The sequence below is a fragment of the Nostoc sp. UIC 10630 genome (assembly GCF_010747425.1).
Lineage (GTDB): Bacteria > Cyanobacteriota > Cyanobacteriia > Cyanobacteriales > Nostocaceae > Nostoc.
This window is the reverse complement of sequence record NZ_JAAGOG010000007.1, coordinates 26,664-46,434: the sequence shown is the minus strand read 5'-3', so window position 1 is coordinate 46,434 and position 19,771 is coordinate 26,664. Positions and strand designations below refer to the sequence as shown.

Annotated in this window: 14 protein-coding genes and 1 pseudogene; 6 read left to right on the top strand and 9 right to left on the bottom strand. The window is 40.7% G+C overall.

What is annotated here, in order from left to right:
* Positions 1 to 94: 94 nt before the first annotated feature.
* From kaiC to G1O98_RS03770, 3 genes are all read right to left on the bottom strand, one after another.
* Positions 95 to 1,657, bottom strand: coding sequence for a circadian clock protein KaiC (kaiC, locus tag G1O98_RS03780; protein ID WP_163927353.1), 1,563 nt, complete (start codon positions 1,655 to 1,657; stop codon positions 95 to 97).
* A gap of 283 nt (positions 1,658 to 1,940) precedes the next feature.
* Positions 1,941 to 2,255, bottom strand: a complete 315-nt coding sequence (gene kaiB, locus G1O98_RS03775) for a circadian clock protein KaiB (RefSeq protein ID WP_114082480.1) — start codon at positions 2,253 to 2,255, stop codon at positions 1,941 to 1,943.
* Positions 2,256 to 2,363: 108 nt separating this feature from the next.
* A complete protein-coding gene (locus tag G1O98_RS03770) occupies positions 2,364 to 2,945 on the bottom strand; it encodes a KaiA family protein (protein ID WP_163927352.1) in 582 nt (193 codons plus the stop codon).
* A 775-nt stretch (positions 2,946 to 3,720) separates the two neighbouring features.
* On the opposite strand from G1O98_RS03770, the gene G1O98_RS03765 reads away from it, so the two are divergent.
* Positions 3,721 to 6,969, top strand: coding sequence for an ATP-binding protein (locus G1O98_RS03765; RefSeq protein ID WP_167306177.1), 3,249 nt, complete (start codon positions 3,721 to 3,723; stop codon positions 6,967 to 6,969).
* A 72-nt stretch (positions 6,970 to 7,041) separates the two neighbouring features.
* On the opposite strand, the pseudogene G1O98_RS03760 reads toward G1O98_RS03765, so the two are convergent.
* The 6 genes and pseudogenes from G1O98_RS03760 to G1O98_RS03735 form a co-directional block, all read right to left on the bottom strand.
* Positions 7,042 to 8,310: pseudogene (locus G1O98_RS03760) on the bottom strand (glycosyltransferase); the annotation flags it as partial.
* 67 nt (positions 8,311 to 8,377) lie between these two features.
* A complete protein-coding gene (locus G1O98_RS03755) occupies positions 8,378 to 9,859 on the bottom strand; it encodes a leucyl aminopeptidase (RefSeq protein ID WP_163927350.1) in 1,482 nt (493 codons plus the stop codon).
* 552 nt (positions 9,860 to 10,411) lie between these two features.
* Positions 10,412 to 11,578, bottom strand: a complete 1,167-nt coding sequence (locus G1O98_RS03750; protein ID WP_163927349.1) for an EcsC family protein — start codon at positions 11,576 to 11,578, stop codon at positions 10,412 to 10,414.
* A 154-nt stretch (positions 11,579 to 11,732) separates the two neighbouring features.
* Positions 11,733 to 12,329 carry a Uma2 family endonuclease gene (locus tag G1O98_RS03745; RefSeq protein ID WP_163927348.1) on the bottom strand — a complete coding sequence of 199 codons (597 nt, stop codon included), beginning with the start codon at positions 12,327 to 12,329 and terminating at the stop codon, positions 11,733 to 11,735.
* Positions 12,330 to 12,423: 94 nt separating this feature from the next.
* Positions 12,424 to 13,251, bottom strand: a complete 828-nt coding sequence (locus G1O98_RS03740) for an alpha/beta hydrolase (protein ID WP_163927347.1) — start codon at positions 13,249 to 13,251, stop codon at positions 12,424 to 12,426.
* An 89-nt stretch (positions 13,252 to 13,340) separates the two neighbouring features.
* The gene (locus tag G1O98_RS03735) at positions 13,341 to 14,066 is read right to left on the bottom strand and encodes a 1-acyl-sn-glycerol-3-phosphate acyltransferase (RefSeq protein ID WP_163927346.1); all 726 of its coding nucleotides are present in this window, start codon (positions 14,064 to 14,066) and stop codon (positions 13,341 to 13,343) included.
* Between the two features lie 379 nt (positions 14,067 to 14,445).
* On the opposite strand from G1O98_RS03735, the gene metG reads away from it, so the two are divergent.
* From metG to menH, 5 genes are all read left to right on the top strand, one after another.
* Positions 14,446 to 16,050, top strand: a complete 1,605-nt coding sequence (gene metG / locus G1O98_RS03730) for a methionine--tRNA ligase (RefSeq protein ID WP_163927345.1) — start codon at positions 14,446 to 14,448, stop codon at positions 16,048 to 16,050.
* Between the two features lie 166 nt (positions 16,051 to 16,216).
* Entirely contained in the window at positions 16,217 to 16,846 is a 630-nt protein-coding gene (locus G1O98_RS03725; RefSeq protein ID WP_041565095.1) for an NYN domain-containing protein, read from the top strand.
* Positions 16,846 to 18,054, top strand: a complete 1,209-nt coding sequence (gene lptC, locus G1O98_RS03720; RefSeq protein WP_175586510.1) for an LPS export ABC transporter periplasmic protein LptC — start codon at positions 16,846 to 16,848, stop codon at positions 18,052 to 18,054. The genes G1O98_RS03725 and lptC overlap by 1 nt, the downstream gene beginning before the upstream one ends.
* 254 nt (positions 18,055 to 18,308) lie before the next feature.
* Positions 18,309 to 18,710 carry a metal-sensitive transcriptional regulator gene (locus G1O98_RS03715; protein ID WP_163927344.1) on the top strand — a complete coding sequence of 134 codons (402 nt, stop codon included), beginning with the start codon at positions 18,309 to 18,311 and terminating at the stop codon, positions 18,708 to 18,710.
* 238 nt (positions 18,711 to 18,948) lie between these two features.
* Positions 18,949 to 19,767: a 2-succinyl-6-hydroxy-2,4-cyclohexadiene-1-carboxylate synthase gene (gene menH, locus G1O98_RS03710; RefSeq protein ID WP_163927343.1), complete on the top strand. Its 819-nt coding sequence runs from the start codon at positions 18,949 to 18,951 to the stop codon at positions 19,765 to 19,767.
* Positions 19,768 to 19,771 lie beyond the last annotated feature (4 nt).

The following is a 19,771-nucleotide window of genomic DNA, read 5'->3' as shown; positions in this document are numbered from 1 at the left end:
CACACGAAAATCAATCTAGCGGCAGAAAACCTTTCTTCACCACAGAATATAGCACGATACTAAATTTAGGAAAGAATATACTACGATACTAAATTTAGGGTTCGGAACTCTGTTTATCTTCAAAACGTCTAACAATGCGAGAAAGTTCCGCCTTTTCATCGATACTAACGCGAGTAGGAGCACCGCTGATAATCCGTTCGTAGTTTCTGAAAGAATCTTTAATATCGGGCCCGTCAGCAGTTATATTATACTCGCGAATGCCCTTATCATGCCAAGATCCGCGCATTTTAAATACGTTAATTGCCCGCGACATTTCTCCACGAATTTCTACGTACTGTAACATTAGAATTGTATCGGTAATCGTAGATATGTGAGAGTCAGTAATCGAATGCGCTCCTAGAAATTGGTCAGTTGTGTTGGTAAAGAAACCAGTAATTTCTTCTTGTTTAGCATAACCCGTTACACCAATTACAAACTGCCTAAATGCATTATTGCTCACTCCTCTAGCTAATGCTGATAGGGAATCAATGGCAATCCGAGCTGGTTTGAAGACAGCAATTTCTGATTTAATAATTTGTAAATGGTCTTCTAAACCAGTTGATTCAGGATAGGTACAAATTATTTTTAGTAAACCTTGCTCCTCTAATTCTTCAAAATCAATTCCCCAAGAAGAAGCATTACGAGATAGTTGGGCGCGTGATTCTTCGTAAGCAAATAATATTGCCTGTTCTCCATTCAGGCAGCCATCTTGAATAAACTTACTTACTAACAAGGTTTTACCAGTACCTGTGGCTCCTGTTGCCAAAATAATAGAATCTTTAAAGAAACCACCACCGCACATTTCATCTAAGATTTTGACACCAGAAGATACCCTGATATTAGATGAACGCTGAGTTAAACGCATTGCTCCTAGTGGGAAAATGTTAACTCCTTCATTAGTAATTGTGAAGGGATACTCGCCTTTCATGTGAGTTGTGCCACGCAATTTGAGAATTTCAACTGTTCGACGGCGGCGTTCTCCTTCTAAGACGTTGCGAACAATTACTACATTATCAGAAACAAATTCTTCCACTCCAAAAGAAGCAACGGGGCCATATTCTTCACTGCGTTCAGTGGTAATTACAGTGGTAACACTCAGTATTTTGAGACGTGCTACTAAGCGAAAAATCTCGCGTCGTACTACTCCCATCGCTTCATACTGCTGAAATACTGCTGTCATTGAGTCAATTGAAACTCGTTTAGCTTTGTATTTGCGAATGGCATATTGCAAGCGTTCAATGAGTGCAGAAAGGTCAAAATTTCCAACGATATCTTGACCTTCTGGATCGGGAGATGCATCAAGAATAAATAACTTGCCTTCTTCGATTAGGCGGGGTAAATTCCAACCAAAAACATGGGCGTTTTTAATAATATCGCTGGGTGATTCTTCAAAAGTAACAAATACACCTGCTTCATCGAAATAGGTGATACCGTTATATAGAAACTGGAGAGACAATAAAGTTTTACCTGTACCTGAAGTGCCACTGACTAAGGTAGTTCTACCAATTGGTAAACCACCATGACTAATATCGTCAAACCCTTCAATCATCGTGCGAATTTTTTCTACACCCCCATTTTTTGGTGTCTTATTGGGTTCTACTTGCTCGTTTTGACTCATTGCTTGATAATAAAAGGGTATTAAAAACTGTTGTTTTATTAGTAAAATTTTTACTCAATTTTTCCAGACTAATTATAAACTAAATGTTAAGCAAGTGGGGTGTATTAGGTAACAATCTGACAAAAAAATAGTAAAAATAAATATATTTAATATTTAGAATAAATATTTTGCTGTAATGCTCTAGGATAAAAGGTAGTAAAGCTATCTTAACTAGAGCAATATAATGGCTACCCTACATAGTTAAAATTTACTTTATAAACGATATCTTATATCATTAATTATTTTACTCTTCAAAATCTGCTTCACTCAGTTCTTCATAAAGCAAATCTAATCCAATCAATACTCTTTCTCGATCTGAAAGGTCGCCAATAATTTTGCGAACGGGTGGAGGCAAAATTTTGGATAATGTTGGCGTTGCCAATATTTTATCTTCTTCTGCCAGTTGTGGGCTTTTTAATACATCGATCACTTTTAAAGCATAAACACCTTCAAACTCCTGTTCTAAAATATTTTTGAGTGTTTTCAACGCCCGAACTGAATTAGGGGTGTTCCCTGCTACGTAAAGCTTGAGAACGTAGGTTTTTTTGGCTTTAATCATATATTTACAGGCTAGTTACGATCGTAGAAATACAAGATGTGTTCGCACGTTGGTAATAACTAACAGTGTTAGCTTGTTCCAAGTTAAATATTAATAAATAAACTTATTTTATTTAGGAATCGAACTCCTATAGACTTCACACAAGTGAGCCAATATATCTATCAACGTCAGGCGGTAATCAAGTAAGGTTTCACTGCTTCTTCCTTCTAATTTTAGCTGGATAGAAAATTCTTCAATTACCTCCATGTGAATTTCGATTATTTGGGGCACAGGAATATTAGCATAAAATATCGTATTGATGAATTTATCAATTTTTTCTTTGAGTGTTTTGTCTGTGGTAAAATAATTTATAAGGATTAGACTGTAATCTAATTTAAGCTGTCTTAATAATCCTTGCCTTTCGGCTGGATTCATCTCGTGGAAATGCTGTTGGCTTTTTTGCATCTGGCTGGCAAATACATAGACGTACTTGCTAGTGTATGCCTTACTTGGATTTTGTTGCGGCCAATTTGGTAAATAGTTGATTTTTTCAGAGGTCGTTGCAGTAACAGGTAAATTGTAAAATTGGGCGATAATCGCGTCAATAAATTTCCACACCCAAGCAATCCAATCTTTTTGCTTGGCTAAGTAAACTAGATTATTTAAACATTTGTTAATATCAGGTCGCAGAATCAATATCGGTAATAACATTTACTCTTTAATCTATCTCCTTGATCGCCTTGACCAAGAAACGTGGGCTGATAAGTTTGGCTAACGCTTCTAGGGGAATACCTCTTGATGTGCAGTAAACTAGCGACTTTACCCCAAAATAACCCTCTGTGTTCACAGATACTGCAAGAAGGCAGTTCTTGCTGGAGGTGGGAAGTAAGAAAGCTTATGCACTAAACTTAAACTTTTTAGTTTTTTTCAACTGGATATTTATTTATGCCTGCTTGTGCTGGCAACTCAAAAGCTTAATTCAGCAACTGAGTGTTAAGACTTAGTAAATCTTTGATGATGAGGTATTTGTCGCCATAAAGAGACACACTACCTAATTTATTGTTTGCGTATCTGTATCTATGTATATAAATAGATATATTTTTTAATTTTTCTCCTTGATAAGATACTTAAACGAACTTAAAGGATTGTCGCATTCTAAATCATTATAATTCCTCAAGGTTCTAAAGCGAATCTTTGGGGCCATAATTGTTGTAGCCGTCACTATCGATCGGGAGTTTAAATACCAGTAAGACGCTGGGGAGGCTAGTTGCTATAAATCAGAAACGTCGCCTCTTGGAAAAATGCACTCGTCCACAAGCAAGTGTCCGTGAGGGGAAATCCCGTTGTTTTATTTAATGGCGTTGAAATAACCAGAGTTGCTTATATGAGTCTTCTTAGAGGATATGGCTTCAGGCGAAAAGACCATCAACAGTTGGCAGATGGAGATGCCGGAGGTTCCCACAGGAAGAATGACCCCCAAAGCCCTATGTTAATGCTAGATTACCCGCTTTCTGACTTTCAGGCAACCGTAGCTAGCTGCCTCCAAACATCTTCTTTGGCAGTGGTGCTGGAGATTTTTGAGCAAGAGCAGTGCGATCGCTTGGTAGTAGTGAATCAGCAGCAATGCCCCATTGGATTGCTGTATTCTGCCCGTTTAATCCAAAAATTATTAGCACATAGTGACAATAAAAATCTAAATTTACATCAACCACTCTCTACATGGGGTCAAGGTTTAATTGAGCCAATACAGACAATATCAGCTTCTGAGCGTGTAGAGCAATTAAACTTGCACTTGGGTTATCCACAAGCCGAAAAACACCAGAACTTAGATTGGGCCCTGATTGACTCTGATGGCCGATATTTGGGTCTGCTGGATAGTTCTCGCCTGTTGCGATCGCTGGCTAAGGAACGCATGGTTGGTTTACAAAGCTCAGGAATCCAGGGGTCGCGCCATGAGTATGATGCTGATGTACAGCCCCCAAATAAAGCAAAATCATTGGGACACCAGCCACTGATACAGTTGCTGGAAAGATTGCCTTGGCCTTTAATGTTGCAAACGTCTACTGGCGAAGTGTTAGCCCGAAATCCCGCCTGGTGGCAACAATTAGGAGCCTTAAAAGATCCAGAAGGAGTTAGGCAACAAGTGGAAGCAATACTTGTCCCTAAGCCCTCCGAAAAATCTGAATATGTCACCCAACGAGCAATCAAGGTTCATCCCAATGGCAGGGAGAATGAATATGGTGGTGAAGAGGAACTGACTCAGCAAGAAGCATCACCAGATACTGTATACAGTCGCTGCTATTTGGATAGTCAAGTGGGTACTTGTACCTGTGTTGTGGAAGTGCAAAATGGTCAGGAGCGAATCTGGCAGTTTGCCAAAATTCCCTTAGATAGTCCTGAGTTTAAAGTCATGAGTGCAGAGTCAGAGGTTGTACTCAGCAATGATTTATGGTTAGTTTTAGCTACTGATGTAACTGAACAGCAGCAGCTTTGCAAAGAGTTAGCTGCAAAAAATGCCGATTTAATTCAACTAAATCGGTTGAAGGATGAGTTTTTAGCTTGTATTAGTCATGAACTCAAAACTCCCCTAACTGCCGTTTTAGGATTATCGCGCTTGCTGGTGGATCAGCAGTTGGGAGAACTTAACGAGCGTCAAGCTCGTTATGCAGGACTAATCCATCAAAGTGGCCGCCACCTGATGAGTGTGGTTAATGACATTTTAGATTTGACCCGAATGGAAACGGGACAAATGGATTTGACGCTGACACCAGTGAAAATTAGTGCTGTGTGCGATCGCGCCCTGTCGGAAGCCAAAGCCATCCACACTCAAACTACTAAAACAACATCCCAACCTCAAGAAAATGCCCGTTCATCTGCTCCCCAATTCTGCCTTTCCATTGAACTAGGTTTAGATGAAATGGTCGCAGATGAGTTGCGCTTGCGCCAGATGCTAGTACATTTACTTTCCAACGCCTTTAAATTCACTGAAATATCCGGCGAAATTGGGCTGCGGGTAAGTCGTTGGGAAGGATGGATTGCCTTTACAATTTGGGATACAGGTATTGGCATTCCAGAACACCAGCAACACCTAATTTTTCAAAAATTTCAACAACTAGAAAATCCCCTCACCCGCCAATTTGAAGGCACTGGTTTGGGGCTGGTATTAACTCGGGCCTTAGCTCGGCTCCACGGAGGAGATGTCAGCTTCTTGTCTCGTGAAGGCAAAGGTAGCCAGTTTACACTACTTCTGCCGCCCAGTCCTCCGAAAACAGGCTTTTCGGAGCCAGATATGGTAATCAGAGCAGACGAGAAGACACGACACCAACAGACACGGGAAAACACCGCAGCCACTCGTCAGCAGATCGTTACGCCTACACAGCATCATCCCGCGAGTTCTCAACGGTTGGTCTTAGTAGTCGAGGCAGTAGCCCGATATATTGAAGACTTGACCGAAAAACTCAAATCTTTAGGATATCGGGTAGTAATTGCGCGATCCGGGACAGAAGCAGTCGAAAAAGCTCGGCGCTTACAACCAATAGCAATATTTTTGAATCCGTTGCTACCCTTGCTGTCAGGCTGGGATGTATTGACTTTACTAAAATCTGACACCGCAACTCGTCATATATCTGTAATAGTTACCGCAACGGGGGCCGAAAAGGACAAAGCATTTGCTAACCGAGCCGATGGTTTCTTAAGTTTGCCAGTGGCGCATCAATTATTGGCACCAGTTCTCGAAAAATTATGTACTGCCCAAGTAGCTCCGCAGGTAGGGTTGGAAAATAGCGCCATTATCCCACCTAAAACCCCACTGCGAATTCTCAGGTTGGTGAATCCCCAGTTGGAATCAGTCAATCCTCACCCCTCACTTCGAGAACATCGGGTGATTGAAGTAGATGATTTAGATCAAGCAGAACTTTTGGCGCGGGTATGGCAATTTGATGTCATTTTACTAGATGTCGAAACTACCACCGCCCAAATTTATCTGCAACAACTAATCCAGCATCCACGTTTGGCAGCTCTACCATTGGTTACTTGCGATGTTGCAACTACCTTAGTGGCTTCTAAAGTACCAGGGTTATCTGTATTTCCTTACTTAACACCATTTACCAAAGACAACAGCAGTCGCATCGAAAAAACAGATGCCTTACTATCAGTACTGCAAATTGCTTCTGGTATTTGCTGCCCTCCTAACATCTTGGTTGTGGATTTGACGATGCTGCGTGATTTTCCACAGGTAAGACGTAAGCCAGCTAAGGGTTATCGGACAGCAAAAAATTGCTCAATTAGTAGTGAAACTGCTGAAAGAGGGTCTGAGTGGTTCCAAGCTTTAATTCAGTATTTACAAACAGCAGGCTTTAAAGCAGCTATGAGTCCCTGTTGGGCAGAAGTGTTACAACAAATTCGCCACCAAAGCGTTGATTTACTGCTAATTTGTTTAGGAGAATCCGCTATCCACAAAGATGTGCTAAAAGCCCTGAAAACATTGGGAAATTCACCTGATAAATTACCACCAATTTTGGTACTAAATCAGCGATTAAATCGCCCAGACACCAGTTTTCCGGTTGGGGTAGCTTATAAGGAAATTGACAAGCAGAAAAAGAATAGCTTGGAATCGATAGAGACTGTTGTTGGTGCGATCGCTACCCAAATATTACCGCGATCGATATCAATGGAAGACCTATTAAACCAGATCAATCAAGCCTTAGCTGTCAATGGTTACAATGGCAAATGTTAATTGTGTCATTGGTCATTAGTCATTAGTCATTGGTTATTCGCAAAGGACAAAGGACAAATGACTAATGACAATTTAAGATATGTCTATTTTTTCATTTTTCTTTTTCTTAAAAGGAACCCGAACTAGGTTATAAGCACCTTTGGTAGATAAACTTTTGTAATCATCGGGCTGTAATTCCATTTGTACAAACTTTTTCTGTTCAGCCAACAGCAACAGTGAGGGAGGTTGTAATCCCTTAGCGGCCTGGTTTTTAATATGCTCTATAGCCTCTTGAGGAAGTCCTAAATAATTTACATGAATGTGGCTGTAAAATACCACACTGGGCTTTTTGAAACCAAGCATGATCAATTCTTCATTTGGTTGTTTTGCTTCTAGAATGACCGCAGATAATTCCCTTAAGGGTAATTGACGTTCTCGATCAATAAAAAACGAAGCAGGCGTTAAGACAAAAATTATAAACGCTACAAGCCCTAGTAAATTAATTCCAATAATGTAGTTCCATCGGCGACTCAGTAAGAAACCAGCAACTAAAATTGCACAAATCAACCACATTACGCCAGCTATTACTGGTAAACCAGATTTTTGAATTAGTTCATGAAAGTTACTGATAGCTGGATCAGTACCTAATATATGGGTTATGTTAAACAGTGCTGTTGCTAGAACTGATAAAAACATTACATTCAACCAACCACTCGCTCGGAGAAAAGTAGGGGAAAGGGGAGGAGTGGGGGAGGAAGAAACAGGAGATGTTTGTCTGTCTTTTGTATCCTGGAAAAAGTCGCTCCATAAAAGCGTCACTAGGATCGCTGCTGCTGGCATTAAAGGCAAGACGTAACTAGGCAGTTTGGTGACAGCAATGCAGAAAAAGCCAAAGATGCTAGCAAACCAAATCCAGGCGAATAAACCAAACTGCTGAAAACGTTCAAGGGATCGCCAGTGCGATCGCTGCCAAAACTTTAGTCTTATTATAGAAACTGGTAAATACACGGAGTATGGTGCAAAACCCAGCAGCACTACTACAAAGTAAAAATACCAAGGTGCTGAGTGACCATTAACTACTTCTGTAAAGCGTTCCAGGTTGTGATAACCAAAAAAGGCATTAATATAATTCCAGCCATTGCGCCAAATTACTAAAGCATACCAGGGCACTGACAAACCTAGAATTAACAGTATACCCACGAAGAGGCGCATTTCCCGCAATACCTCTCTAAATCTTCCCACGTAAAGCAAAAAGGCGGCAACAATTATCACTGGCAAGACAATTCCCACTGGGCCTTTAGTCAAAATTGCGCCAGCAATTAGCACATAACAAGCCAAGTACCATTTATTAGGGAATAGGGCATAGGGCATTGGGGATTGGGTATTGGTTATTAATTCTGCTCCCCCTGCTTCCCCTTCCTCCTACTTCCTACTCCCCAATCCCCAACACCCAGTTAACTAGCATCCGAACCCCGTAGCCAGTAGCACCTGCGCCGTTGTAGCCGTTTTCTTTATCTGTCCATACTGGGCCGGCAATATCTAAATGTGCCCAAGGGGTTTCTTTGACAAATTGCTTGAGGAAAAGGGCAGCCGTAATCGCACCACCTGGACGCGGGCCTGTATTTTTCATGTCCGCAATCCCAGACTTTAGCCCTTCAAAATATTTTTCTTCCATTGGCATCCGCCAAATTTTTTCCCCTGAAGTTTGGGCAGCTTTTTCGATCTGGGAAGCTACGTCATCATCGGGAGTGTACAAACCAGCAATATCATCACCCAAGGCAACGACGTTGGCACCTGTCAAGGTTGCTAAATCAACGATCGCATCCAACCCTAATTTCTCGGCATACACCAAAGCATCTGCAAGGGTTAAACGTCCTTCTGCATCGGTGTTGTTCACTTCAATTGTTTTGCCGTTTGATGCGGTGAGAATGTCTCCAGGGTGCATGGCACGACCGCTAATCATGTTTTCAGCTACCGCCGAGATAAAGTGAACTTCAACATCTGGCTTAATTTGAGCAATTGCTTTTGCCGCCCCCAAGGTAGCAGCCGCACCGCCCATATCCATTTTCATGGTTTCGATGCCGCTACCAGCACCTTTAATATTCAGTCCGCCGGAATCAAAGGTTACACCTTTGCCAATAATTGCTAGTTTCTTTTTCGGTGTACCTTCTGGTTTGTAAGTCAGGTGAATGAATTTAGGGGGCAACTCGGAAGCTTGTGCTACTCCCAAAAAAGCACCCATACCCAACTTTTCACAGTCTTCTTTTTCGAGAATTTCTACTTGTAAACCGTAGTCCTTGGCGATCGCTTGAGCAGTTTCGGCTAAAGTAATTGGTGTTACTGCATTGGCTGGTGCTGCCACTAACTCCCGTGCCAAATTTACCCCAGAAACGATTTGATTGGCGAGGGTTATGGCTGCTTCTTGTCCACCGAAACCTAGTAAATCTACGGTTTCTATTTGCGATCCTTTATCTTCTGGTTCTGATTTAAAACGAATATCTTGATAAAGTGCTAATTCAACACCTTCTGCGATCGCTTGGGCACTTGCAGCTGGATCGTTATTCCATAATGGGAAGCTAAATCCCAAAATTTTGCTTTTTTGCTTTTTTGCTACTCTGGCTACCGCAGCAGCAGCGCGTCTCAAAGTGTCGAGTTTTAGTGCATCTGGTTTACCCAATCCTACCAGAATCAATTTACGTACTGGGCTACCAGGATTCACACGAGTGAAAATTGTACTGTTGGCTTTACCTTTAAATTCTTCTTCAGCAATTAGTTCTTTTAAGACCCCAGAAAACTTTTGATCTAAAGTTGCCAGTTCTCCGGTTAACTCTACTGCATCTTCAAATAATCCTATTGCCAAACTATCGCCTGCCCACTCTAGCAAAGGCTTATCACTAGGTTGAATTGTCATTTTGGGATTTTGTGTAAGTATTCCTTCTTGTACCAGTATTGCTCAAAATTCTTGTTTCAGGATGAGGGGAATGGGTATAGGGTATTGGGCATGGGGCATTGGACATTGTGGAGTAGGGAGCGGTAGCTATAATTTAGTGAATTAGTGCAAGTAGTACTCATTAACGAGTCTTTTATCCTCGTGAATCCATATCAGAACTCCGTTAACGAGGCTTTTATCCTCGTGAATCCACATCAGAACTCCGTTAACGAGGCTTTTATCCTCGTGAATCCACATCAGAACTCCGTTAACGAGTCTTTTATCCTCGTGAATCCACCTCAGAACTCCGTTAACGAGGCTTTTATACTCGCTAATGAAGCTATGATCTTCATTCTTTTACCTGACTTTTCGCGTTATGTGGAAAAGTCCACCAAAAACCTAACCCCCTAACCCCCTTCCCGACGCGGGAAGGGGGAAAATTCAAAGTCTCTCTCCTTTTAGGAGAGGGATTTTCCAGATACCGTGAAAAGTCAGATTCTTTTACGTCCTGCTTCTTGCCCCATTCCCCATTCCCTATGCCTCAATTGTTGGATCAATGTTAAATTTTCTGGCGATCGCTGCGATTATTTCTTGCTCAAGTGGTGTAGTCTTATTGTCAAGCTGGGCAATTTTTTTACACTGAACGAGTAAGGGTATAGCAAAATCACGATTCAGTTGATTGAGCAGTATATCTAAAGACTTAGGCGATTTGATATTTTGGGCAATGGCATCCAACGAGGTAGGACTGAGTTTTACAGCTTGTAATTCTGGCAAAATTTCTTCTAAAGTCTTATCTGGATGGCTAGCCAAAATCATGTGAACTAAGATTTGATCCATGACGGCTTCTTGAGCGATCGCACTTTCGAGATACTTTTCACTTTCTGCTTTTAATGTTGCTAGAGTCTGTGGCGATGCTAGGGAAGTTGATTCATCTAGCTTGGCTTCATAAAATCGACAAGCAGCATAACCCAATGAATAGATCATTGTTGCATTTGAACTAGCTGCGATCGCAGCACCCGCTAAAGGCACATTTCGCAGTAAGCCTAATCCCGCAGCTTTCAAAAGACGACCTCCACCCAAAGCCAGACCAAAAATTGCCAAGACTTCTCCTTTACGGGCAGGATCTTTTAAATCTAGCCCGTAGTCAAATGCAATTTGATAAAGCATTTCTGACTGCAATTTTGTTGTCGCTGTTAAATCAATTGCCAACAATGCAATTGCTATTCCTGGCAAAATACTAGTGGCTAGTCCAACAGTGCCTGCTTGAGTCGCTTTTTCCACCATGATTCTGTGAGCAATCTCACTAGGTGATTCATTTGGATACTTTTGTTTGAGCTTGTTTACCGCAGCTTCTGCTTTTTCCAAATCAACAGCATCAGTAGTACCAATTAGCCAATTGAGATTTAATACTCCAGATAGTTTTCTAATCAACCAATTTTCGCTGAGGCGATTCACAACCTGACCACTAGTTTGAGTTGTTTGCTCAATTAACTTGTGTGTTTGTTTTGCTGTCGCTTCTCCCACCTCTAATGCTGTGTCTAAAACTGCTTTGCCAGTCTGAGCAACACTTTGAACAAAAGACTCTAATACAGACGGTTCATTTTCTACTGATGATTGAGCCTGGATTTCTATTTCTGAAGTTTCTCTGGGTGAATTAACTGATTTATTCACTACTATTTCTTGTTGGGATTTGTCTGCCATTACTTGACACCATCTTGTAAAGCCTCTCTAAACTTGTTGTAGCGAATTATGAGCGGCTCTACATCTCTCTATAAACGTAAATAGCAGTTGAAGATTAACTATTTTCTGGGTTGCCGCAGGTATCACACAATTAGAAATTAAAGCAGATCGCCAGCTATTTTTGAAGCGCCTGCTGAAAAGTCTTGATGGCATCCACATGATTCACCATAAGAATGCAACGTAACAACAAATCCAGATCGATTCCTTTGACCTCCTCACTACTGGAAACCCTCTCATAGTGAAGTGCCTTGTCCTCTTTCCGCAGGTGATAAACTTCTAACACACCATCTTCCCAGAACCACACTTCTGGAATCAAGAGCCGCTTATATGCCTCCAGCTTATCGATACCGCCACTCGTAAACACCACTTCAATCACCAGATCGGGACGCACTCGACCTGGAGCCAGTTTATAAGATTCATCCGCCTCACGCTTGACAGCACCCACTTCACTTTCCAAGGTCATTGAGCCAGTGGGAATAAAGTCAAACCCAGCCGCAAGCAAGTACAGTTCCACTAATGCCGCAATTCTTTTCTTAACGGTTTCGTGTGGTTCTCCAGGCATTCTTCGGATCTCCAAAACTCCATTCAGGAAAGAGAGCCTATATCCTGGACGGTCTAGCAACTGCTCAACTGCTTTGAATTCTCTCCAGGTCAGTCCCTCAAACAACAGGGGTGATTCCTGACGGGGTATAGCGATGGCTGCTGGGGTCATTTGAGTCTCCAGTCTGTTTCCAGATGAGAAATAATTCCGGCGTAGAAAAGCAGTTTGTTTATTTTAACTTCTCTTTGGGAGCAGGACGCTCACCCTATCCTCTCACCTCTAGCCTTGTACTCATATCAGCATTATTTTCTAAAAAGTCGTTATCTTTAAGAATTTCATAGAGATTAATATCTTGCTCTAGCAAGCAAGCGTGTCCGCAATCGGGCAGTACCACAATCTTGTTATTTGGTAAGATATTCCCTATCCGCTTCACTTCTGTTACAGAAGGCAAAAGGCGATCGCTACCACCAGCAATCAACAACACTGGTTGAGTTAAGCGACTTAATTTTTCCTCATCAACTTCAAACTCTCGCAATAAAGACAATCGCCACAGAACGGTTTCTGCTGGTACAGAACGCATGGTTTTCAGCAGTTCATGGCGATCGCTCCGAGAAATGCGGGGCAAAGATGCCAAAAACGGCAACAATCCCAGTGCGCCAACATCATACAATTCTGATGGCACTAAGTAAGTAAGTTGAGATGCCCAACTCAACCAAGGGCGAAGACGAAAGGACGAAGCTGGGTTAATTAAGATAGTTCGCTTAAATAAATGCGGTGCTTGGATCGCTACTTTCATTGCCAAGCAACCACCAAAGGACTCACCACACAAGTAAACTGACCTGTGAGAGCTTTTTTGTAATTCAGCGTCGATCAAGTCCAATACACTTTTTGTTAACACATCCCAAGTGTTAAGGTCTTTTCGGGGGAGTGCCAAAGAACGGACATCAAAGCCAGTTTCTAATCCAGCAGTCTGCGATCGCAATAATTGACCTGTTCCATCCATTCCCGGTAAATATACCAATAGCGGATACTCTGGCTGTACTCGTTTAGGAGTCAGGAAACAAGGCTTTAACTCAACTTCAGAGATAGTCATTGGTCATTGGTCAATGGTCATTAGTCAATGGTATAAAACTTTTGAACTGTTAATTGTTCCGACAATCCAAAATCCAAAATCGAATAGCTCTAATAGCAACCTTGACGCAGTAAATGGCTAATTTCACCATGACAGTGTTCTGTCAGTTCAGCCACAACAGTTCTGGCTTGTTTCCCGTGATATTTTTTTTGATGTTGGGGTGTTATCCAATAAGGGCGACCGATCAACACCGCAACCCGACGATAAATTACCAAAGGATGCCAACCCGCTTGATTAAATAAAGGTTCTGAAGGGTCAAATACACTCAAAAGCCTTAAAGGAAAACCATTCGTGTTTACCTCTTCTAAGGAAGCGATCGCGATCGGCAAAATTGCTAAATCCTGCACATCAGCTCGCAATGCTAAATGGGCAAATCCCCGTTGAAACTCACCCACCTGGTTTGGCTGAGTAAATTTCACCATTGGTGCAGTACCTTCTGGAAATACTCCCACCATCTGCTTAGACTGCAATAGCAACTGCGACTGCGAAAAAAAGCTTTGTTGGCGGTTTTGAGTTTCCTCTAAAGGAAAACACCCCAATTGATCGGTGACAATCTCCCGCATTACTGGCACTTGTCCCATATAGTGATGGCAAGCAAAGCGAATCGGATTTGATAACGCTGTCATTAATATCAGTGCATCCATGAAGCTGCGGTGATTGCTGACTACCAAAACGCTAGCATCCTGGGGAATGCGATCCTCATAATAGCGAAACATTTGTGTTGAGAGTGCCGCCACCAAAGCGCGAGAAATCTCTAGGGGGCTATTTCGACTCATACCTAATCAATATGTTTTTACGGTAAATATGGCGGTTTATCTTAACTTAATTTTTACATTTCTTTACTACTGCCATGACCGTCTTAAGATAGAAATATCTGATCTACAAAACCAGCTAAGTTTTCTGCATTCTGCATTATGTATTCTCGATCACAATAATTTCTAATAGAAAGTATTCAAAAAAATTATGATTAGTTACTTTTCCTCAGATAGGCAAAGATGATTTGAATAGATACATATTACAAAACAATTTTTGACCTGATAAATTTGCTACTATTAAGGTGTTATTGGAAAAAATGGAAATATTATTGTATAATTGCGTGGTTTTTCCCACAAAAGTAAGAAGTAAAAGGTTTTAATAAGTTAATTTTTATTTTGTATGAATCTAGTGAATAAAACAGAAAAAACATTTGCACTGACAACACCACTATATTATGTAAACGATGTCCCCCATATAGGCAGTGCTTATACGACGATCGCAGCAGATGTAGTAGCACGATTTCATAGATTACTAGGGCATCAGGTATTACTAATTACAGGTACAGATGAACACGGACAAAAAATTCAGCGATCGGCAGAAAGTTTAGGTAAAGCGCCACAAGAGTTTTGCGATGAAGTTGTCCCTAGTTTCGTTAGTTTGTGGCAGTTACTAGACATTAAATATGATCGCTTTAGTCGGACAACTGCACCTCGTCATGAAGCGATCGTCAAAGAATTCTTTGAGCGAGTCTGGGAATCTGGTGATATCTACCAAGGACAACAAAAAGGCTGGTATTGCGTATCTTGCGAAGAATTTAAAGAAGAACGGGATCTGATAGAAGGACATCGTTGTCCGATTCATACTAACAAGGAAGTTGAGTGGCGAGACGAGCAAAACTATTTTTTCCGCTTATCTAAATATCAAAATAAGCTGACAGAATTTTATCAATCTAAACCCGATTTTATTCAACCAGAAAGTCGGCGCAATGAAGTCCTTAGCTTTGTCAATCAAGGGCTGCAAGACTTTTCTATTTCACGGGTAAATCTAGATTGGGGTTTTCCTGTACCAGTTGATCCCAAACACACCCTTTATGTTTGGTTTGACGCGCTGCTAGGTTATGTCACGGCATTACTCGAACCAGATGCAGAACCAACTTTAGCAAATGCTTTAGAAACATGGTGGCCAATCAACCTGCACTTAATAGGTAAAGATATTTTGCGCTTCCATGCAGTTTATTGGCCGGCAATGTTGTTGTCAGCTGGCTTACCCTTACCAGAAAGAGTATTTGGGCATGGCTTTTTGACTAAAGATGGTCAAAAGATGGGTAAAAGTCTGGGTAATACCCTTGATCCTGTTTCGTTAGTTCAACGCTATGGTAGTGATGCCGTTCGTTATTACTTCCTTAAGGAAATCGAATTTGGCAAAGATGGAGATTTTAATGAAGTAAGGTTCATTAATGTTCTGAATGCAGATTTGGCAAATGATTTAGGTAATTTGCTCAATCGCACCTTGAGCATGGTGAAGAAATACTGCGTTGACAATAATGTTCCGTCAATCGGCAATGAAGGAATTCCTGACGAAAATCCTTTGAAAACAATAGGTTTACGTCTAGGGGAACAGGTGAAAGAAGCATATAAGGAACTAGCCTTCAGTCAAGCCTGCGGCGCTATCCTTTCACTGGCACAAGCCAGTAATAAGTTTATTGATGAACAAGCTCCTTGGTCATTATATAAACAGGGACAGCAAGAGTCCGTAGAAAAAGTTCTCTACACAGTTCTAGAATCAGTTAGACTGGCAGCTTATCTGCTTTCCCCAATTATTCCAAACATCAGTAGCGATATTTATCAGCAACTGGGCTTTGGAATAGACTTTAACGATCAAATACAAAGTTCAGTTACCGCTCCTTTTGCCACCCATGCGACATGGGGGATACTATCTAGTAAACAACAGTTGGGTACATTCCAACCAGTTTTTAAGCGAATAGAACCCCCGAAAAACGATTAGTCCTTATCAAATTCTGATTTTGTTCAATTTCTTATTCTCTCAAAAAATTTATCGGGGCTTAATTTATATTAACCCCGGAACATTATCATAAGCCGCTGTGACTAGCATCTAAAAGTTCGTAATTTGTATCAAAAATAACAGGGATAAAAATCGAGGTATCACAATGATGTTGAATAATTTTGAAACCGATTCAATATTTACGCCAGAACAAGTTTTGGAGAATCGGGGTAGGGTTGCCATATTTATTGACGGCTCAAATCTATTTTACGCTGCACTGCAACTAGGGATTGAGATAGATTACACGAAGCTATTGTGTCGATTGACTGGAGGTTCTAGACTCCTGCGGTCTTTTTTCTACACTGGTGTAGACCGGACGAACGAGAAGCAACAGGGGTTCCTGCTGTGGATGCGTCGCAATGGCTATCGAGTCATTGCTAAAGATTTAGTCCAGCTACCAGATGGCTCTAAAAAAGCTAACCTGGATGTAGAAATAGCGGTAGACATGATGGCGCTAGTTGATTCTTATGATACCGCAGTTTTAGTGAGCGGTGATGGGGATTTGGCTTATGCAGTCAATTCAGTTAGCTATCGCGGCGTGCGGGTAGAAGTGGTAAGTTTGCGTTCGATGACCAGTGACAGCTTAATTAATGTAAGCGATCGCTACATTGATTTAGAAGCCATCAAAGAAGACATTCAAAAAACCCCTCGCCAAAGCTATCCATACCGGCCGTTATCTGGTATCGGCTTTTTGGAAGACCCAAGAACTAGTGATGGACACCTAGAAATCCAAGAATAATGGCGTATCAATTTCATAAAAGAGGGAGACAGGGGGAGAGAAAAATTCAAAATTACTCCCCCACTCCCTCCTTCCTTTTTTTACCTTTGATTTTTTTCTTGATATTTGGTTTAGTAAGTTGTGGGGGTAAATCCCCTCCAGCGTCTCAAGAAAATTCTGCGGCTTCATCTAAGCAAGATAGCGATTTAACCTTCTTTGATGTCACCCTAGAACAGGCAGATGAAGTGGGAAGACCAATTTGGAAAGTCAGGGCTAAACAAGCAAAATACACCAAAGAAAAACAAATTGGTCAAGCTGAAAGTCCTTATGGTGAACTATATCAAGATGGTAAAGTAGTTTACCAAATCAAGGCAGATGTTGCAGATATTGAACAAGATGGGAAGCAGTTGTTTCTTAAAGGTAAGATATTTGCCACAGACCCTAGTAATGGAATTGTATTGCAAGGCAATGAGTTAGAATGGCGGCCCAAAGAAGATTTGTTGATTGTCCGTAACCAAATTAACGGTACTCACAAACAACTACAAGCTGTAGCGCAAGAAGCGCGAGTTAAAACCCGCGAACAGCGTATGGAATTTTCTGGACGAGTAGTAGCAAATTCTGCTGATCCCCAATTACAAGTAAGAACCGAGCATTTAATTTGGAATATTAAAGAAGAAAAACTGATTGGCGATCGCCCCATACAAATTGATCGCTACAAAGATAATAAGATTAGCGATCGCGGTAAGGGAAATTCTGCCGAAGTCAACTTAAAAACAAAAATTGCCACTATTCAACAGAATGCTCAATTAGATTTACTAGACCCACCAGTGCAAATAGCTAGTAACTCTATGACATGGAACATGAACGCAGAAACTGTTACTACAAATTCCCCTGTAAGAATGTTCCAACGGCTTGAAAATCTTACTGTAACCGCTAATCAAGGTGAAATGAAAATCCCACAAAAAACGGTTTATTTAACAGGTAACGTCAACGCCATTGGTCAGCGTCGCCAGTCTTTGAAATCTAATACATTAACTTGGTATTTAGACAATAAGTTAGTTGAAGCTCAGGGAAATGTGGTTTATCGGCAAGTTGACCCGCCGTTAAATTTTACAGGTGAAACAGCCGTTGGTAATCTGCAAACAGAAAATATTGTAGTCAAAGGTGGCAGTTCTAGCGGTAGGGTAGTAACAGAAATTATTCCCCAACAAAGGCCCAATCGTCAGTAGTTAAATAGTCCGTTATAAACCGCAATCACACGAGGCTTTATTCGTCTCTACTGGTTAAAACAAGGGGCAAAATACCCTTGTTTTCTATTAGCCGACACAGGTAGGCTACCCTACGGAAAAGCTTGACCTATTTTGATGTACCCATTAACTCCACGAATTGAATTTGTTATTGACACGTATGGGCGTAAACTAATTAGCGATTAACCATTACCCTCTAGGCTAGGATTTTAGTATTACCAGTCCTGTGATAACCCATGAATGGATCAAATCGATTAGGCAAGAAATCTTTGCCAATATCCCAGCAAGCAGAACATTCCCAGCATCATGATACAGACCACGAGCATACAGATCATACTCATGGGACTGGAGAGCCTGCTCATCCTCATGTCCATAGCGAAGAGTCTTTACGGCGAATTGCCAATCGATTATCGCGTATAGAAGGCCATGTTCGTGGTATTAAAACAATGGTGCAGCAAAATAGCCCTTGTCCTGATGTTCTACTGCAAATTGCCGCAGTGCGGGGCGCATTGGATAAGGTAGCGCGAATTGTTTTGGATGAACATTTAACTGAATGTATTGCGAGAGCTGCACAAGAGGGTAATATTGATGTTGAAATTAAACAGTTAAAAGCTGCTTTAGATCGATTTTTACCTTAAAAATTAGAAAAATTAGAAATTGACTAGCACTACAAGACATTTGGTAGAGATGTAATATTTGGTGTATTGACTCAGACAAAGGGTTTTTATGCCAAAATTAGCATAAGTGTTTCACAGTCATCGTTGATAGTCTGGGTAGTTCCAAAGCAGTCATAAGGGTATAACTTATACCCTTGAAATTATAGTAGAGTACGGTAGGGAAGTTTTTGTATTTGGATTTTATAGATATCTTCCAAGAATGATTTTAAATAAATATAAATTTAACTATTTTATAAATATAAATACTAACAAACCTATAATTATTTTGTTACATGGCTTCATGGGAAACATTAATGAATTTGATGAAGCTATAAAATTTCTAGTAGAAGATTTTTCTTATCTTATTCTTGAATTACCAGGACATGGGAAAACCGAAGTTGTCGGAGGTGATGAATACTATGGAATGGAATCCATCGCTCAAGCAATAATTAATTTATTAGATGAATTAAAAATAGATAAATGCCACTTAATTGGTTATTCGATGGGTGGGAGATTAGGTTTATACCTAACTCTAAATTTCTCAGAACGTTTTATTAAAGTCGTATTAGAATCAGCCTCCCCAGGTTTAGCAACAGAGGCAGAACGATTAGAGCGAGTTAGGCATGATACTCAAATAGCTAGAAAATTAAGCAGAAGCATTATTCAAAGTGATTTTGCGACTTTTTTGTCCAATTGGTACAATCAACCAATTTTTGGTTATATAAAAAATCATCCAGAATACAATCGCATGATAGAAAGTCGGTTGCAAAACAATCCACAGGAATTGGATAAATCATTGCGCTTCATGGGGACTGGATGTCAACCTTCTTTATGGGAGAAGCTACAAGAGAATAAAATTCCTATACTCTTACTAGCTGGTAAATATGATGAAAAGTTTATATCTATTAATACAGAAATGGCTAAAATCTGTGAATTTACACAGCTAAAAATAATTAAAAATGCTGGGCATAATATTCACTTTGAAAATACCTTGGCATTTGTGGAAAATATCAAATCTTTCCTATCTACAGCAAGTTAGAAAT

Bases quoted from the DNA above. Each gene is read 5' to 3' on its own strand.
- kaiC (WP_163927353.1), bottom strand. From the start codon at position 1,657: ATGAGTCAAAACGAGCAAGTAGAACCCAATAAGACACCAAAAAATGGG.
- kaiB (WP_114082480.1), bottom strand. From the start codon at position 2,255: ATGATTAAAGCCAAAAAAACCTACGTTCTCAAGCTTTACGTAGCAGGG.
- G1O98_RS03770 (WP_163927352.1), bottom strand. From the start codon at position 2,945: ATGTTATTACCGATATTGATTCTGCGACCTGATATTAACAAATGTTTA.
- G1O98_RS03765 (WP_167306177.1), top strand. From the start codon at position 3,721: ATGTTAATGCTAGATTACCCGCTTTCTGACTTTCAGGCAACCGTAGCT.
- G1O98_RS03755 (WP_163927350.1), bottom strand. From the start codon at position 9,859: ATGACAATTCAACCTAGTGATAAGCCTTTGCTAGAGTGGGCAGGCGAT.
- G1O98_RS03750 (WP_163927349.1), bottom strand. From the start codon at position 11,578: ATGGCAGACAAATCCCAACAAGAAATAGTAGTGAATAAATCAGTTAAT.
- G1O98_RS03745 (WP_163927348.1), bottom strand. From the start codon at position 12,329: ATGACCCCAGCAGCCATCGCTATACCCCGTCAGGAATCACCCCTGTTG.
- G1O98_RS03740 (WP_163927347.1), bottom strand. From the start codon at position 13,251: ATGACTATCTCTGAAGTTGAGTTAAAGCCTTGTTTCCTGACTCCTAAA.
- G1O98_RS03735 (WP_163927346.1), bottom strand. From the start codon at position 14,066: ATGAGTCGAAATAGCCCCCTAGAGATTTCTCGCGCTTTGGTGGCGGCA.
- metG (WP_163927345.1), top strand. From the start codon at position 14,446: ATGAATCTAGTGAATAAAACAGAAAAAACATTTGCACTGACAACACCA.
- G1O98_RS03725 (WP_041565095.1), top strand. From the start codon at position 16,217: ATGTTGAATAATTTTGAAACCGATTCAATATTTACGCCAGAACAAGTT.
- lptC (WP_175586510.1), top strand. From the start codon at position 16,846: ATGGCGTATCAATTTCATAAAAGAGGGAGACAGGGGGAGAGAAAAATT.
- G1O98_RS03715 (WP_163927344.1), top strand. From the start codon at position 18,309: ATGAATGGATCAAATCGATTAGGCAAGAAATCTTTGCCAATATCCCAG.
- menH (WP_163927343.1), top strand. From the start codon at position 18,949: ATGATTTTAAATAAATATAAATTTAACTATTTTATAAATATAAATACT.